The organism is Chlorogloeopsis sp. ULAP02 (assembly GCF_038404745.2).
Classification (GTDB): domain Bacteria; phylum Cyanobacteriota; class Cyanobacteriia; order Cyanobacteriales; family Nostocaceae; genus Chlorogloeopsis.
Window position 1 is genome coordinate 306,415 of record NZ_JAYKTT020000023.1, and the last position, 17,061, is coordinate 323,475.

6 protein-coding genes are annotated in these 17,061 nt (G+C 41.6%); 4 read left to right on the forward strand and 2 right to left on the reverse strand.

Going from position 1 to position 17,061, the window contains the following annotated elements; translation table 11 throughout:
* Nucleotides 1-695 precede the first annotated feature (695 nt).
* From U2718_RS11775 to argS, 3 genes are all read left to right on the forward strand, one after another.
* Complete coding sequence (locus tag U2718_RS11775) at nt 696-8,303, forward strand: amino acid adenylation domain-containing protein (protein ID WP_342002980.1); 7,608 nt, start codon at nt 696-698, stop codon at nt 8,301-8,303.
* A gap of 142 nt (nt 8,304-8,445) precedes the next feature.
* Nucleotides 8,446-9,009 (forward strand): Uma2 family endonuclease, encoded by a 564-nt coding sequence (locus U2718_RS11780; protein ID WP_342002979.1) that lies wholly within the window; start codon nt 8,446-8,448, stop codon nt 9,007-9,009.
* Between the two features lie 199 nt (nt 9,010-9,208).
* Nucleotides 9,209-10,966 (forward strand): arginine--tRNA ligase, encoded by a 1,758-nt coding sequence (gene argS, locus U2718_RS11785; protein WP_342002978.1) that lies wholly within the window; start codon nt 9,209-9,211, stop codon nt 10,964-10,966.
* Between the two features lie 529 nt (nt 10,967-11,495).
* On the opposite strand, the gene U2718_RS11790 is transcribed toward argS, so the two are convergent.
* Together U2718_RS11790 and U2718_RS11795 are read right to left on the reverse strand one after the other, a co-directional pair.
* Entirely contained in the window at nt 11,496-13,511 is a 2,016-nt protein-coding gene (locus tag U2718_RS11790) for a patatin-like phospholipase family protein (RefSeq protein WP_411813269.1), read from the reverse strand.
* 590 nt (nt 13,512-14,101) lie between these two features.
* Nucleotides 14,102-15,538, reverse strand: a complete 1,437-nt coding sequence (locus U2718_RS11795) for a carotenoid oxygenase family protein (RefSeq protein ID WP_342002977.1) — start codon at nt 15,536-15,538, stop codon at nt 14,102-14,104.
* Between the two features lie 176 nt (nt 15,539-15,714).
* On the opposite strand from U2718_RS11795, the gene U2718_RS11800 reads away from it, so the two are divergent.
* The gene (locus U2718_RS11800) at nt 15,715-17,061 is read left to right on the forward strand and encodes an alkaline phosphatase (protein ID WP_342002976.1); all 1,347 of its coding nucleotides are present in this window, start codon (nt 15,715-15,717) and stop codon (nt 17,059-17,061) included.

Here is a 17,061-nt window from a genome sequence, read left to right on the forward strand (position 1 = left end):
TTACTTCAAAGTCAAATTAATCACATACTTAGCTGTATCCCAATTAACCATATACTAACAGCCATAACACGTAATTTTTTAAAATTTCTATAAAATAACTGAAGTATTACTTTATAAGTATTTAAATAAAACTTTAACTGTTTTTCTTTAGATTTTCTTAATTTTTTTGATATGCTTTAAATCACAAACTAAATACTGATCTCAGAAAGGCATTTTAGAAGTAACTTGCATAATAATGCAGTTTGTAGTTTGCCTGTAAGCCTTGGACAATTTACCATTTTCTGGATTGGGCATAGTTTTGTATACCTTAAAAATGAGAGATATTTTTTGTCAATAAAGAGTAAAATCGAGAATATTCTCAGATTTATACTGTATTTTTTAAAAAAATATCTAGTTAAGGTGCAAGAATATCAATTCAGTCTTATCATTTTTGATTGAATAGATTGAATTTAAATTACTGATTTAAAAGGATATTTACTGTTTTATTATCCTATAAATTTGACAAATTACAGTCAAAAGCACCTAATTGTTTTGGCGTTTTTAGTTTTTAACTAAGGTTAATATTTTAGAGTAATCTCATATTCTGTGTATCTCAGTTGAAAATTGGAATTGTGGCTTAATAATGTTTTTTACCTAAAACTCATACATGAGTAGTTTTGGGATGAAAATTCTTGTTAAGCGACAACTCTATTGATATGAGAGTCGCTTCTCTCACCTTAGACTTTTCTAACAATATGCAAAATCAAGCGATACTAAGTGATTTAGAGACAGCAGAGATGGCGATTATAAATATTACAGAGTCTCAAATAGATTTCTATGCTGAAAACGATGATTGGCAAGTTCGTAAGACAGCACTCATACATCAGTTATTTGAAGCCCAAGTACTTTGTTCACCTAATAGTATTGCCATAGAATTTGAAGGTCGGTTTCTTTCTTATCAAGAACTCAATCAACGTGCCAACCAACTTGCTCATTATTTGCAAGGATTAGGAGTGCAAGCCGATGTTATCGTTGGTTTATGTTTAGAGCGCTCTTTAGAACTGATTATTGCTGTACTAGCTGTTCTCAAAGCAGGTGGTGCTTACCTTCCTCTCGATCCAAACTATCCAGCAGAACGTCTGTGTTTTATGCTGGAGAATACTCAAGCCTCTATCTTGTTAACTCAAAGCCATCTGTGCGAGAGTTTGCCATTGTACGCAACACATCGCTTTTGCTTAGATAGCGATTGGCAAGCGATCGCCCAAAATCCGACTACCAATCTCCAAACCGAAGTTACTGCCGATAACCTGGCATACGTTATCTATACCTCTGGCTCGACTGGCAAACCCAAAGGTGTAGCCATGCCTCACCTGCCGCTTGTAAACTTAATTGCTTGGCAGTTGGAAAATTCAACTGTAGGTTCTGCCGCCAAGACACTCCAATATACTCCGATTAGCTTTGATGTCTCCTTCCAGGAAATCTTTGCCACCCTCAGTGCGGGTGGCACACTGGTTTTAATTTCCGAACAAATGCGCCGCGATCCGACAAACTTGCTGCAATTTCTCAATCAAGCCAGAATTGAGCGGCTGTTTCTGCCGTTTGTAGCTCTGCGACAGTTAGCCGAAGTAGCGCAAATAGAAGGTATTTTCCCGACAAGTTTGCGTGAGGTGATTACTGCTGGCGAACAATTACGGATTACAACAGCGATCGCGCATTTATTTACTCAGTTGCCTAACTGTAGTTTACACAATCACTACGGCCCTTCTGAAACTCATGTAGTTACTGCCTTTACCTTAACAGGTTCACCCCAATCTTGGTTAGCATTGCCACCAATTGGGCAAGCGATCGCCAACACCCAAATATATCTACTAGATTCACAATTACAACCTGTGCCGGTTGGCGTTGCTGGTGAGTTATACATTGGTGGTGTCAGTCTAGCCAGAGGATATTTTAACCGCCCTGACTTAACAGCGCAAAGATTTATTGTTAGTCCTTTTGATAAATGCGATCGCTTGTATAAAACAGGTGACTTGGCAAGATATCTTGGTGATGATGGAAATATTGAGTATTTAGGAAGGATAGATCAACAAGTAAAAATTCGCGGCTATCGGATTGAGCCAGGAGAGATTGAAACTGTTCTTGAGGGGCATTCTCAAGTGCGGCAGGCAGTAGTCATGGCACGAGAAGATATACCCGGCGAACAGCGTTTAGTCGCCTACGTGGTTGGTGATACGGTTGCGTCAGAAATGTCTGTAACTGAACTGCGGCAATTTTTACGGACGCAGCTACCAGAATACATGATGCCGAGTGCGATCGCAATCCTCGACAAACTGCCACTCACTCCTAGCGGTAAAGTTGATCGCAAAGCTCTGCCTGTACCAAGCTATGGAAGTAACCAAGAGAATTGGGTTGCTCCTCAAACTCCCACAGAAATAGCACTAGCAAATATCTGGAGTGACATTCTTGGCTTATCGCAAGTCGGAATTTACGACCATTTTTTGGATTTAGGAGGGCATTCACTGCTGGCAACTCAAGTAATTTCCCGTATCCGCAATGATATGCAGATTGAGTTGCCTTTACGTTGTCTGTTTGAATCACCAACAATTGCTGAACTTGCTAAGTACGTAGAAACACTTCAGCAAAAACCACAAGATTCCCATACTTCTATTATTCAAGCAGTAGGGCAAGACGCTAACTTACCCTTGGCATTTATGCAGGAGCCATTGTGGTTTCTGGATCAGTTAGTACCCAATCATCCCTTCTACAATGTTCCAGAAGCCTTTCGCTTGAATGGTTTTGTTAACTTTACAGCTTTAGAGCAGAGTTTCCAAGCAATCATCAACCGCCATGAAACTTTGCGTACCACCTTTAAAGTTGTCAATGGAGAACCTTCTCAGGTAATTCATCCATCTCCAAGCTTTAAGCTATCTGTAATAGATGCAACTACACCCACACAAGCAAGCCAAGTCTGGGAATTAATTATCCAAGAGGCGCGACGCCCCTTCAATTTATCTGAAGATTTACTCTTACGTGCGGTACTTTTCAAGCTCAGTGAAACGGAACATATTCTGTTTCTCAACCTACATCACATTGTCTGTGATGGTTGGTCGATGAGTATACTATTGCAGGAATTAGCAACGCTTTACACAGCTTTTACATCAAAACAGACTTCTCCTCTACCAGATTTAAAAATTCAGTATGCTGATTTTGCCGTATGGCATCGGCAATGGTTGGAGGGTGAGATTAGAAAAAGTCAGCTTACCTACTGGCAGCAGCAATTAAATGGACTTTCGCCTCTGTTGTCATTCCCCGCAGACTACCCGCGCCCGCCAGTATTAACCTATCGAGGAGCGCGTCACTTCCTGAGTTTATCCGAACCCTTAACTAAAAAACTGAAGGAATTGAGCCGTCAAGAAGGCGTGACTTTATTCATGACATTGCTGGCTGCCTTCCAAACACTATTGTTTCATTACAGCGGGCAAGATGATATTGCGATTGGCTCCCTCCTTGCCAACCGCCATCACCCTGACTTAGAAGGAATGCTGGGCTTCTTTTCCAACACCATCGTACTCCGAACAGATTTTTCAGATTACCCTGGTTTTCGGCAGTTGTTGCAGCGAGTGCGAGAGGTAACTTTGGGAGCCTATGCCCATCAGGATTTACCATTTGAGGAACTGGTGCGAGCACTACAACCCGATCGCGCTCTGAACCAAAACGCGCTGGTTCAAGTCGTATTTAACTTGCAAAATACGCCAACATCCAATTGGGAAGTACCGGGTTTAACCTTAACTCACTTGCCTGTTGATAACAAAACCGTCAAATTTGATTTGTTTTTGGAATTAACCGAAACATCGACTGGTTTAGCAGGTTACTTTGAGTATAGTACCGACTTGTTTGCAGCCAGTACGATCGCCCGCATCACCGAACATTTCCAAAAGCTCCTAGAGGACATTGTTAGCAATCCAGATGAGAAAGTAGATAGATATTGCTTGCTGACAACAGCCGAGCAACAACAACTGCATACATGGAATCAGCAGGAAGCAGATTTTCCTGATCAATGCCTTCACCAGTTGTTTGAAGCGCAAGTAGCAAAAACACCGAATGCGATCGCCATCGAATTTGCAGGGCAGCACCTGACTTACCAACAACTGAATCAGCAGGCAAATCAACTAGCAGATTATTTGCAAACTCTTGGCGTCAAACCGGGTGTTTTAGTTGGTATTTGCATTGAGCGATCGCTCGAAATGGCGATTGGGCTGTTAGGAATTATGAAAGCTGGTGCAGCTTACGTACCCTTAGATCCGGCTTATCCTCAAGAACGTTTAGCATTCATGCTCGACGATTCTCAAGCACCAGTACTGTTGACACAGCAAAGTTTGATGAGTAAGCTACCCAAACACCATGCACGGGTAGTTTGCATAGATTCCGATGGGGATGTCATTGCCAAGCACAGTCAGAAGAATCCCAATAGTGGAGTAAAACCTGAAAACTTAGTTTATATACTCTACACATCAGGTTCCACTGGTAAGCCCAAAGGCGTGCAAATCAAGCATTGTTCGCTAGTCAATATTTTATCTTTCATGGCTGAGGAACCAGGACTTACTGAGCAAGATATCCTCTTGGCTGTGACTACCATCTCTTTTGATATTGCCGCCATCGAGCTTTACTTACCGCTGATTGTCGGCGCTCGTATTGCCATAGCTAGCCGCGAAGTTGCCTCTGATGCCTTACAACTAGCTGAATATATTGAGCGATCGTGTGCAACTTTCATGCAAGCCACTCCAGCGACTTGGCGAATGTTATTAGCAGTAGGTTGGCAAGGTAATCCACATCTGAAAATTCTGTGTGGCGGCGAAGCTTTAACGAGAACACTCGCAGATGAACTCCTCAAAAGATGTTCTTCTGTCTGGAATGTATACGGGCCGACAGAGACTACCGTTTGGTCTACAATTTACAAAGTAGAATCTAGAAATGATTCCATACCTATTGGTCGTCCTATTGCTAATACGCAAATTTACTTACGAAAACAACAAAAAAATCACACTCAGTCTTTTCAACTTGTTCCCATCGGTGTAGCTGGGGAATTATATATTGGTGGTGTGGGTTTAGCTCAAGGATATCTTAACCGTCCTGAATTGAATCAAGAAAGATTTATTCCTAACCCCTTTGACAATGGGCAACAAGATTATCTGTATAAAACTGGCGATTTAGCTCGTTATCTACCAGATGGTAACATTGAATACTTAGGCAGAATCGATCACCAAGTTAAAATTCGTGGCTTCCGGATTGAGTTAGGAGACATTGAAACTGCACTCAGCCAACATCCTGCTGTCAGAGAAACAGTTGTAATTGCCCGTGACGAGCGCTTGGTTGCCTACGTTGTTCCTAAACCAGAAAAATCAGCAGAGAATTCTTCAACTACATCCCAGATTGAACAACTACAACAGTGGCAGACAATCTGGAATGAATCCTATAGCCAGTCTTCCCCAAATCAAAATTCAAAGTTCGATCCGACATTTAATATCATTAGCTGGAATAGCAGCTACACAGGATTAGCGATCGCAGCCCAACAAATGCAAGAGTGGGTAGAGCGAACAGTTGAGCGGATTTTGTCTTTACAACCGCAGCGCGTGTTAGAAATTGGTTGTGGAATGGGATTGTTGCTGTTTAGAATAGCTCCTCATTGCTCCCATTACTTTGGGATAGATCTCTCAGAAACAGCGATCGCTTACATAGAACAGCAACTAAAGCAGCAAAATTTGTCTCAGGTAAAGCTTGCCAACAAAGCCGCAGATGCACTTGATGAATTAGAAGCTGAAGCTTTTGATGCGATCGTTATTAACTCTGTCATTCAGTATTTTCCCAGTATTGATTACTTAGTGACTGTCTTAGAAAAAGCAGTCAAATTAGTCAAGCCGGGGGGACACATCTTCATTGGGGATGTACGCAGCTTGCTGTTGCTAGAAGCTTTCCATACCTCCGTGCAGCTATATCAAGCTTCCGACACCTTACCTATAGAGGAACTGCGGCAGCTCATCCAAGAGCGTATGGCTCAGGATGGAGAACTAGTTATCGATCCAGCCTTTTTTACTGCTCTCAAGCAACATCTCTCCGAGATTAGTCATGTGCAAATCCAGCTCAAGCGTGGCAGCTATGACAATGAAATGACTCGCTTTCGTTACGATGTCATCCTTCATATCGGCACCGAAGTGAATCGTACTGTAGAACCAACATGGCTAGATTGGAACCCGGATCTGACATTATCTGCAATTCACACACTTCTCAAAGACACAGAGCCAAAGTGTCTGGGTTTAGCCCGTATTCAGAATGCACGAGTGATGCAGGATATTGAAGCTAGTAAACTGCTGGCGAACTCCAATGACTTTCAAATAGTGAGTGAACTACGGGCAAAATTACAGGAGAACACCCAGCAACCAGGAATCGATCCTGAAGCACTGTGGAATTTGGGTAATTGCTTACCTTACACCATCCACATTAATTGGTCAGGTTTAGATGCACAAGGCTGCTATGACGTAATATTTCAGCGACATTCTAGTACTTCTACAACTATTGACTTCTTTTCTGAACAAACCGCTCCCATCAAACCTTGGAGCACCTATGCCAATAATCCTCTTAAAAGTAAACAAGCAGGCAATTTAGGAAATCTTGTACCCCAACTGCGTACTTTTCTCAAAGAGAAACTACCTGAGTACATGATTCCTGCTGCCTTTGTCGTCATGAACTCCCTACCACTGACACCAAATGGCAAAGTAGATCGCCGGGCATTACCTGCGCCAAACAAAATTAGAGCTAATTTAAAAGAAGATTTTGTTGCCCCTCGTAACTCTGTGGAACAGCGATTAGCTGAAATCGTAACTCTAATTTTAGGATTGGAACAAGTTGGAATTCATGACAACTTCTTTGACTTAGGGGGACATTCTCTGCTGACGGCTCAGATGCTTTTCCAAGTACAAAAAACATTTGAGATAGAGTTATCTCTGCAAACATTTTTCATCGCTCCCAACATTGCAGAACTAGCGAAAATTATTGAAAATCGACAAGTTGGCAATGATGAAACATCAACCATTAACTCTGTTCTCAATCTGCAAGCTGAAGCCATTTTAGATCCAACTATTCACTCTAGGGCTGCATCAATTGCATCACTCCCTCAACCAGCTAATATTTTATTAACTGGTGCAACAGGCTTTTTGGGAGCCTTCTTACTTCACGAACTGCTAGAGCAAACCCAGGCTAAAGTTTACTGCTTAATTAGAGCTGCTGACACTCATGAAGCTAACCAACGTATCAAAAATATACTGGAATCTTACAAACTTTGGCATCAAAATCGCAGCTCCAGAATCATTCCTGTAATAGGCGATATGTCACTGCCACTACTAGGATTATCATCTGAACAATTTCAAACTTTGGCAGAAACAATCGATATTATTTACCACAATGGTGCATTGGTAAACTTTCTTTATCCATATTCTGCGCTGAAAAATGCAAATGTTCTCGGCACCCAAGAAATTTTGAGATTGGCAAGTCAAACGAAGATAAAACCAGTTCATTTTGTTTCTACTATTGGCGTTTTTTCACCAACTGCTTATACCGACACACAAGTTATCTCAGAAACTGTCGCCGAGCGCCCACAAGGACTTTACGGTTACACACAAAGCAAATGGGTTGCCGAAAAATTAGCTACCCTTGCTCATGAGCGAGGAATTCCAACAGCTATTTATCGTCCGACTTGGATCGAAGGACACAGTCAAACTGGCATTTGCAACCGCCCTGGTTTTTTACGCAGCTTAATTAAAGGTTGCATTCAACTCGGCTTGGCACCCGATTGGGATATGCCAGTAGATATTGTCCCTGTTGACTTTATCAGTCAGGCGATCATCCATTTATCAAAACAAACCGCTTTGAGTGCGAGAATATTTCACATCTCTAATCCTCGCTCTATCTCGTGGAATCAACTGGTTAACTGGATGCATAATTTTGGCTATCCAATTCAACATATTCCCTTTCAAGATTGGGTTTCAAAAGTTATGTTTCTAGTTCCAAGTATGCCAGAAAATGCTTTGTATCCCTTCTTAAGTTTCTTATCAGAAAAAGTTTCAGAACAAAAAACGGTTCCTGAACTTTACTTCCAATCTAAATCTCTGCAATTTGAGAGTTACAACACATTTAATGGATTATTAGACAGTAATATCACCTGCCCTCCTGTAGATGATAAATTACTGAATACTTACTTCCAGCACTTTATTGAATCTGGCTTTTTGTCAAATCCGCAATTAAATGTTTCTGATATTGCCGTGACAAAGTAATTTAGAACTCTGGGGATTGGGTGTTAGTTATCAGTTATCAGTTATCAGTTATCAGTTTTTCTTCCCTGTTCACTGTTTACTGTTCACTGTCCCTAGTCCCCTGATACGATCTGAAGAAAACAAGATCGAAAAAGCGATCGCTATGAGCCTCACTCCTGTGAAGTGGACAATAGACGAGTACCACCGTATGATCGCGGCGGGTATTTTAAACAATCGGCGTGTAGAACTACTGAAGGGAGAAATTGTAGAAATGTCGTCGGAACGAGAAGTCCACGCCTATTTCAGTAGTGAAGCAACTGAATATTTAATGAGATTGTTAGGCAATCGAGCGATGATTCGTGCAAGCAAGCCAATTACACTTCCTAACAACTCTGAAGCTCAACCTGATATCGCTATTGTGCAACGGTTGGGGCGCGAATACCTAGAGCATCACCCTTATCCTGAAAACATTTTTTGGCTCATAGAATACTCAGATTCTGGTTTAGAAATTGATTTAGAAATAAAAAGTAAAATTTACGCTGAAGTTAGCATTCCTGAATATTGGGTGGCTAATCTTAAGAAAAGACAGATCGTAGTATTTCGAGATCCCGAAGAAGGGGAGTACGCATCAAAATTTACACTAGCAGTCGGGATTATTTATCCATTAGCGTTTCCAGGTTTAGCTGTATCGGTAGATGCTATTGTTAGCAGTCTGTCGCTACACTGAACAATCGGTTACAAAAACTCTGCGCTCCTCTGCGCTTACTTAGCGTTCCTCTGCGTTTAAAAGCTTTACTAAACCCCAAAACCGAGGATATTTGGCAACCCTCGCTTGGACGACTATCTTTTAAGGTTAGAATAATCAGGCTTTAATAATATCTCATAATTAGGAGCCATACTGCCCCTCTAACAGATAACATTTACATATGAACTCTACACAAGAACAACTAAAAAATAAATTACAGCAGGCTTTAATCGCAGCTTTTGGCACTGATTATATCGGTGTAGATCCGATATTAGTTCCTGCAAGCAATCCTAAATTTGGTGATTATCAAGCCAACGTTGCTTTAAGTTTAGCTAAACGTTTAGGACAACAACCACGAGCGATCGCCCAACAAATCGTCGATAACTTAGATCTATCCGATATCTGCAAACCACCGGAAGTTGCTGGCCCCGGCTTTATTAATCTTAAACTGCAAACCGAATACTTGGAAGCGCAATTAAACGCAATCCAAACCGATCCCAGACTGGGAGTTGCCAAAGCGAAAACACCGAAGCGCGAAATTGTAGATTTTTCTAGCCCCAATATTGCCAAAGAAATGCACGTCGGACATTTGCGTTCGACGATTATTGGTGATTGTATTGCTCGAATTTTAGAATTTCAAGGTCATGATGTGCTGCGCCTAAATCACGTTGGTGATTGGGGTACGCAGTTTGGTATGTTAATTGCCTATCTACGGGAAGTTTACCCAGAAGCCCTCACCACGGCTAATGCTTTAGATATTGGCGATTTAGTAACTTTTTATCGTCAAGCAAAAGTACGGTTTGATGCGGATGCAGCTTTCCAAGAGACGGCGCGTCAAGAAGTAGTGCGCTTGCAAGCAGGTGCGGAAGACACGCTCCATGCTTGGAAATTACTTGTCGAACAATCGCGGCGAGAATTTCAGGTAATTTACGATCTGCTAGATGTGCATTTGGTGGAACGCGGCGAGTCTTTCTACAATCCTTTACTGCCACAAGTTGTAGAAGATTTAGACAAGGCTGGCTTACTTGTCGAAGATCAAGGTGCTAAGGTTGTTTTCTTGGAAGGGTTTACTAATAAAGAAGGTGAACCGTTACCCCTGATTGTGCAAAAATCTGATGGCGGTTACAACTACGCTACAACAGATTTAGCGGCGATACGTTACCGGATAGAACAAGACCACGCCAAACGGATAATTTATATTACAGACGCTGGACAATCGAACCATTTTGCAGGTGTGTTGCAGGTAGCACGCCGTGCTGGTTGGATCGGCGATAATGTGGAAATTGTCCATGTTCCCTTTGGTTTGGTGCTAGGCGAAGACGGCAAAAAGTTTAAAACACGTTCTGGAGATACAGTACGCTTGCGGGATTTGTTAGATGAAGCGATCGCTCGTGCGCGTACAGACTTAGAAACTAGATTGGAAGCAGAAGGGCGCGAAGAAACAGAAGAATTCAAAGCTCGTGTTGCTCAAGTAGTTGGTATCGATGCGGTGAAGTATGCAGATCTCAGCCAAAATCGGACTAGCGATTATGTCTTTAGTTATGACAGGATGCTTTCTTTAAAAGGCAACACCGCACCCTATATGCTCTATGCTTACGTGAGAACGCAAGGAATTAGCCGTGAAGGTAACATTGACTACGAGCAGTTAGGAGCAGATGCCAAAATTCTGCTAAGGGAAGATACAGAATTAACCTTAGCAAAGCATTTGTTACAACTAGATGAAGTGATTGCTGATGTAGAACAGGATTTGATGCCTCATCGTTTATGCGAGTATTTGTACCAATTAAGCGATAAGTTCAATAAGTTCTACGAGAATTGTCCTGTACTCAAATCTGAGGAGCCTGTGCGAACATCACGCTTAGTCTTGTGTAATTTAACAGCTAGAACTTTGAAGTTGGGACTGTCTTTGTTGGGACTTCAGGTATTAGAGAGGATGTAAGTATCTTCATATCTCACTTTAAAATAGGGAACAGGTTACAGAGAAGAGAAATTTTCATACTTTGTTGTGAACTTTAGTTCCTGGGCGTCTGTCTTGAAAGTAGACTTTCAAGACAGATATTAAGTTCGTCAGACATCCCGCTATATTTCTCTCTAGTAGCGTGACCGCCTTAAAATAGTGCATTAAGTGTAGGTTGGGTTGAGCAACGCGAAACCCAACATTGATAAGCTTGTTGGGTCTCATGCTTCGACCCAACCTACAAAAATTATTACATCAAATTAACCCGATCACGCCAGTAGTATGTTGCAGCGCCGTCAGGGAAAAATCTTGAATGTTAGCTGTTCTACTGCTTTTCAGCCTGGGCTTTGATGGCAGTTTACTACGCTACAAAAGCTTATGTTTTGTTATTTTCAGAGGCGATGTTTAAAAAATTAGTTGCTTGCTTTATCTGTAAAATTTTTACCGAGGAAATTAGTCACTCAAATTGTGAGGAATATGCAGGAAAGAGTAGACAGTTGACATACTGCTTCTATACCTTTGGCATAACTCGCAGTATCGGTTCAGGCAAAGGTGAACATTCTTCGGCTAACAATTTAGGTGGCTGCCAAGCATTTATATGGTCATTGAGATTTTTCAGGCGCGTGGCTAAATTACACAGCAAGTCCGGATCAACTAAGCCATAGGGATAATCTGTGAGATCAAATTCGGGGTTATTAACCAAATCCCTATAAATTTCGTGTTTGGCGATCGCTTCGTTCATCTCATATATACTGGCTTCCATCAGTTTCATCAGTATGCGAAAACGAACCCATTGGTGGTATTTGAAATTGAAGTCATACAGCAAAACAGAACCAGCTGTTTCTCCCTTTTTAATGACTTCCTTAATAGTATCTTCGGGCATAGCTAAGTTTAGTCCACCTTCATCATCTTTCAGGCGCACCTGCACAATTCGTTCTCGATAACTAGGTAGTACTGACTGGGCATTATCTCGATAGTTCTGTGCTGTTGAGAAGATAGCCCTAATAAATCGTAGGAGATTAGGAATTGGGAGACTGCTGTTTTCTATCAGCTCATTCTCCAAAGGTATAAACTCTGTTACTGGAAGCTCATCTGCTTTGGGAAGATAGATCGCCTCGTCGGGTAGAGTTGTTACCTGACAAGCAGCAGAAGTGAAAGCAGTGGAAGTGGGGCTAATATAGTCCTGCTTGACTTTTACCTTACCATCTTTCTCTTCAACTTGCTCTTCCGGCATTGAGGTTAGATTAACGCCAAAAGTGGGACGTTTTGGTAGCCAAGTATCAAAGAAGTGAATGGGAAAGTTACTGCAAATTCCCCCATCACTAAACCAATTAATTTGAAGATCTTTTGGCTCAAGCTGAACTGGTTTTTGAATCGCAGCTGAGATATCTGCACATTTGTTGGGCTTAATGGTGTATAGTGGCACAGCGCTGAGTAATACAGGAAAGCTCAAACTCATGCGTGTAGCTACAATAACTGGCAGATCATCCGCTTCAGGAAAAAAATAATAACCTGGAGGTGGAGCGATAACGCTTGCTTCAGTGTTCTTAAAGCGTTTCAAGTAATTTAAAATCTGTTTAGGAAAAAGCTTTTTAAAGTCATCTTCCTTAAACAGGAATATTTGCTCCTCAAATGGCAAAACATAAGGTAGATTTTGGCTGAGGTTAGAAGTCACCATGCGGAGCGTAATGTTATCTTCTTCGCCAAGCAACGGTCGCCTCAAATCGCCAAAAGTCAAAGGTTCTTTCCTGATTGCAATCCCAGCCAAGTTGTTGAGCCAATTATTGAGCCAGTCAGTCAAAACGGTTGGGTCTTCCTGGTCAAGATCATCTTTTCTACCTGTGCAGATTCCAAGCAAGTTTTCAGGCACTTTTCGGGTCAAGATGAAGCCCAGATAAATTACACCTGCAACTAGTGCTCCTAACCAAGCAAAGAGTAGGAGGAAAATTATTCTCCAAGCTGACACGGAACCACCCATCAGAAATGCTAGCAAGTATGCTAGGTCTGCACCTAGCAAAGCACCAACAAAAGAAATGAAAGGAGCGTGATGCCATAGCGAGGATGTCAATTGCAGAATGAATTGCCAAATACTTTGGGGTGTAGAAGGTTCCGCTCTCTTGTATCCAAATATCAGGTAATAAGCTAAAGCTCTTACTGGTTGATTATTTTGTATCTCTCGAAACAATTTGTACCAAAAAGTTAAGGGAGGCTGCAAAAGGGAACGATTACTGATGAAATCAAGTAGAACGTTCATCAGTGGACGTGTTGTTTGAGAAGGCTGGAACAAATCCCGTAGGAACGTTCCTTTACTAAGTTGGTCTTGTAAATCTTTCAACTTGTCAAAGCCGTTCTGTTCTCGTCCGTATTCTGCTGCTGCCACAGCAGCAGCAGAAATCGCGCCAGCAGAGGTTCCCCCTATATTTCTAAAGCGGTATCTGTTCTTAAGTCTTAGCACAAGGGATGGATAAACAATTCCACTGGTGATGCCCCCTTTCATAACCAGATCGCATTCTTTAAGTTTATTCATTTTTATACTTCCTTATGATATATGGAAGGAAAATTTTCCAAATAAATTGTTAGAGTAGTTTTTCGTCCAACTAAAACAGTTTAAAAATTTTACTAACTACATCAAAAAAAGGTAATATTCTACCTGCTTTCCAAACTGCTCTAACCTTTGTTGATGCTGATTTTTAACAAGCCAACGCTGGAACATTCTATCAGACTAATCCAAAGCGCTTAAGCGCAGTTATAAGTCTTATCTGCTTATACATCAGTTCGTTTCAGTACTGTATCAAAATGTCCCTTTAATGTGCTCTTTTTATGATTAGTCTTGATTAGCTCAAACGTTCTGACAAATATCAATTAATTTCTATCCTTGATTTTTGCAAAATAATACCTATAGCAATCCTATTTTAGTTGTGAAAATCATTGGGCTTCAGTTCCCTGACTTCTTTAAGAAGTCGGGGAGCTTTTTGTTCACGAATGATTTAGGACTGCTATATAATCTAAATATTAGATAAACCTGACAGCAATGAATGCAATAGTTTAAGCTTCTTAAATAAACAGCGTTGTATTATCAGCTATCAGTTTCATCAAGGTGAGCAGATTTGCTCTAAACTAAGCTGATTTCCAAGTACCGTGAAAGCTGTGGGGAATCACACTAGGTAATTCCAACTTGCAAACAGGTTCTTCGTCTAATTTATCCGCGTCAAATACCCAAACTTCACTTCGATCGGAATTACCGTCATATACAACCGTTAAAATCCAACCTTGTTCAGGGTTTTCGGAATCTGCTGCATAAATGGGTTCTGAGGGATAGCGATTTTCACCCAAGCCTGCTTCGGTAAGGCTTTCGGTTTCGTAGTCGTAACGAGCGATCGCTCCTAACAAATCTGTTGCTATATCTGCATCTTGCCGGAGTACAGATAAATAAGTATAACGCCAAGGTTGTCCCACTTGCGACTGCTGAACTACTGGAAACTCACACTTGCGATTACAAACTTCCTCCATTGCCGTTACTTTGCCAGTTTCTGGATTGAGACGCAATCGCCACAGCGTTCCTTTTGCGACTGTGTGAGTCTCACCAGTTGCAACTTCTCGAAGATACTCATTAGTTTGATCGAAGTCTGAATATCGAATTAAATCCAGCATCACCAAGCCGTCGTTATCCACACAACCATTACCAAAATGCCACTGGAACCAAGGATCAGTTTCACCACGACTTACTAAGGACAAAGTTTCGCGATCAAAAACTAGAATTTGAGTTCCTAACTGCGGTTGCCAAGCTAGAGCCTCACTGAAAGTAATTAAACCAAGTAAAGCTGGCAGCATTTTCAGACGCATTGGTGGCATGAAAAACACCAAATGCCGTTCAGTTAAAACAAAATCATGTACTACAGAGTACCGATCTAACTTATAAGCTGATTTCTGTACTATTTTGCCAGTGCGATCGCTCTTATAAAGATTCAACTGCACCTCACTGCCAATGCTGATGCCAAAGTTAAATATTTCACCAGTGTGCGGATCGCGTTTGTAATGAGCAGAATAGGGTAATTTATCATTCAACCCACCTAAATCATCCAATCCCTTAGTTTCAAGATTTTGCAAATCGAGCGCAGAAGGTTTGGTTGCTTCCCACAAGGCTAACAGTTTATCTGGTAAAGCTAACACAGATGTATTGGCTGCGTTTTTTATTTGTTGGTTCCACCGCTTCCAAATCGCCCCTGGTGGATGCATCCCATAAACACCATAAAGGAACCTATCTGCCTTTGTTTCCGCTTGGTATTCAGAAGTTTGTACATAACGATACACTCCCGTTGCTCCTGCATCAGTAAAATGCACGGCAAGTACCGCTCCATCTCCATCAAACCAGTGTCCCACACGCATACCACCCCGCTCTAACCGTGCCGGGCCGTTGCGGTAAAGTGTACCTCGTAAACCTGGGGGTATTTTACCAGATAGAACTGATAGGGGAGTAAGAGGAAATTCTTCAGCAGGTTTAGCGATCGCTCCTGCCCAAGTTGTTTTTCTTAATCTTTCGTTAACTATAACCATAGAAAATTCTTGTGAATGTATTAGGGGCTAGGGGCAAAGAAGAGGACAAGGAGCAGGGGAGCAGAGGGGAAGAATTCTTCTCCGTGTCACCGTGTCCCCGCATCCTCTTCCCAATTCCCGATACCCAGTAGCTAATCTAATATTGTTATATTTTTGTAACATTATAATCATCAGCCATGATACAGAAGATTAATAAAAAATTCATCGCTATAGTAATTTTTGCCTTATCAGCCTTACTAGCTTGCACACCACAAATCCAAGTACAAGGCAACGCCAATTTTCACCAAGGAAATGTGATATTGATTCACCCAGATGGTACAAGCGCATCTCACTGGGGTGCGGCGCGGATGCTTTACCTTGGCCCGGATGGTAGGCTGAATTGGGATCGGATGTCTAATCTTGCCGTTTATTTGGGACACATGAAAAATCAACTTACTGCCACTTCTAACGGGGGTGCAGTAACTCACGCTAAGGGAGTGAAAGTAAACGCTGATTCCTACGGTTTAGATGATAAGGGTAAAGCTGTAGTAGCTGCCTCTGGGAAACCTCAAACAATTATGGAAGAAGCTGTAGCCGCGAAAAAAGGAACGGCTATCATCAACTCTGGTATTATCCTCGAACCAGGAACAGGGGCATTTTCTGCCAAGACTACAAGTCGGCTTCAATTTGCAGAAATTACCAAACAAATTGTTGAGTCTGGGGTAGATGTGATCTTGGGAGGTGGAGAGGTATGGTATCTTCCGAAAGGAACTGTTGGTAGACACGCCACAGCTACACAAACTCGACGAGAAGATGGACTTAATTTGATCGAACTGGCTCAAAAGAAGGGTTACTCTGTTGTTTATACTCGTGATGAATTATTGAAGTTACCAGGAAATACTAAAAAAGTATTGGGGATTTTTGCCGCCGACGATACTTATAACGATGCACCAGAAGAAGAGTTAAAAAAGCAGAATTTGCCGCTATATGTGCCGACTGCGCCGACAGCAGCCGAAATGTTACAAGCAACTTTAAAGATTGTGTCATCTAATCCCAATGGTTTTTTTATAGTTCTGGAAGAAGAAGGTAGTGATAACTTCTGCAACTTTAATAATGCAGTTGGTTGTATAGAAGCAGTCAAACGCGCCGATGATGCTGTGGGTGTGGCAATGAAGTTTATTGAGAAAAATCCCAATACTTTATTGGTAACAGCAGCAGATAGCGATGCTGGTGGATTAGAAGTGGTGGGAGTTACAGAAAAAGATTTTCCTTTAGATAAGCCTTTACCTGCAAAAGGAGCGAATGGCGCACCCTGGGATGGTAAAGATGGCACTGCTACTTTACCGTTTGTTTCTGCACCAGACAATCAAGGAAAGCGCTTTCCTTTTGCGATCGCTTGGGCGGGTTTTGGTGATTTTACTGGTTCTATTGTTGCTAAAACGCATGGCTTAAATGCAGATCTACTGCCAAATACTGTGGATAATACTGGTATTTATCAGCTGATGTACCAAACTCTGTTCGGAAAGAAATTACCAAAATCATAA

Excerpts from the sequence above, each read along its gene's own strand:
- U2718_RS11775 (WP_342002980.1), top strand. The coding sequence starts at position 696 with ATGAGAGTCGCTTCTCTCACCTTAGACTTTTCTAACAATATGCAAAAT.
- U2718_RS11780 (WP_342002979.1), top strand. The coding sequence starts at position 8,446 with ATGAGCCTCACTCCTGTGAAGTGGACAATAGACGAGTACCACCGTATG.
- argS (WP_342002978.1), top strand. The coding sequence starts at position 9,209 with ATGAACTCTACACAAGAACAACTAAAAAATAAATTACAGCAGGCTTTA.
- U2718_RS11790 (WP_411813269.1), bottom strand. The coding sequence starts at position 13,511 with ATGAATAAACTTAAAGAATGCGATCTGGTTATGAAAGGGGGCATCACC.
- U2718_RS11795 (WP_342002977.1), bottom strand. The coding sequence starts at position 15,538 with ATGGTTATAGTTAACGAAAGATTAAGAAAAACAACTTGGGCAGGAGCG.
- U2718_RS11800 (WP_342002976.1), top strand. The coding sequence starts at position 15,715 with ATGATACAGAAGATTAATAAAAAATTCATCGCTATAGTAATTTTTGCC.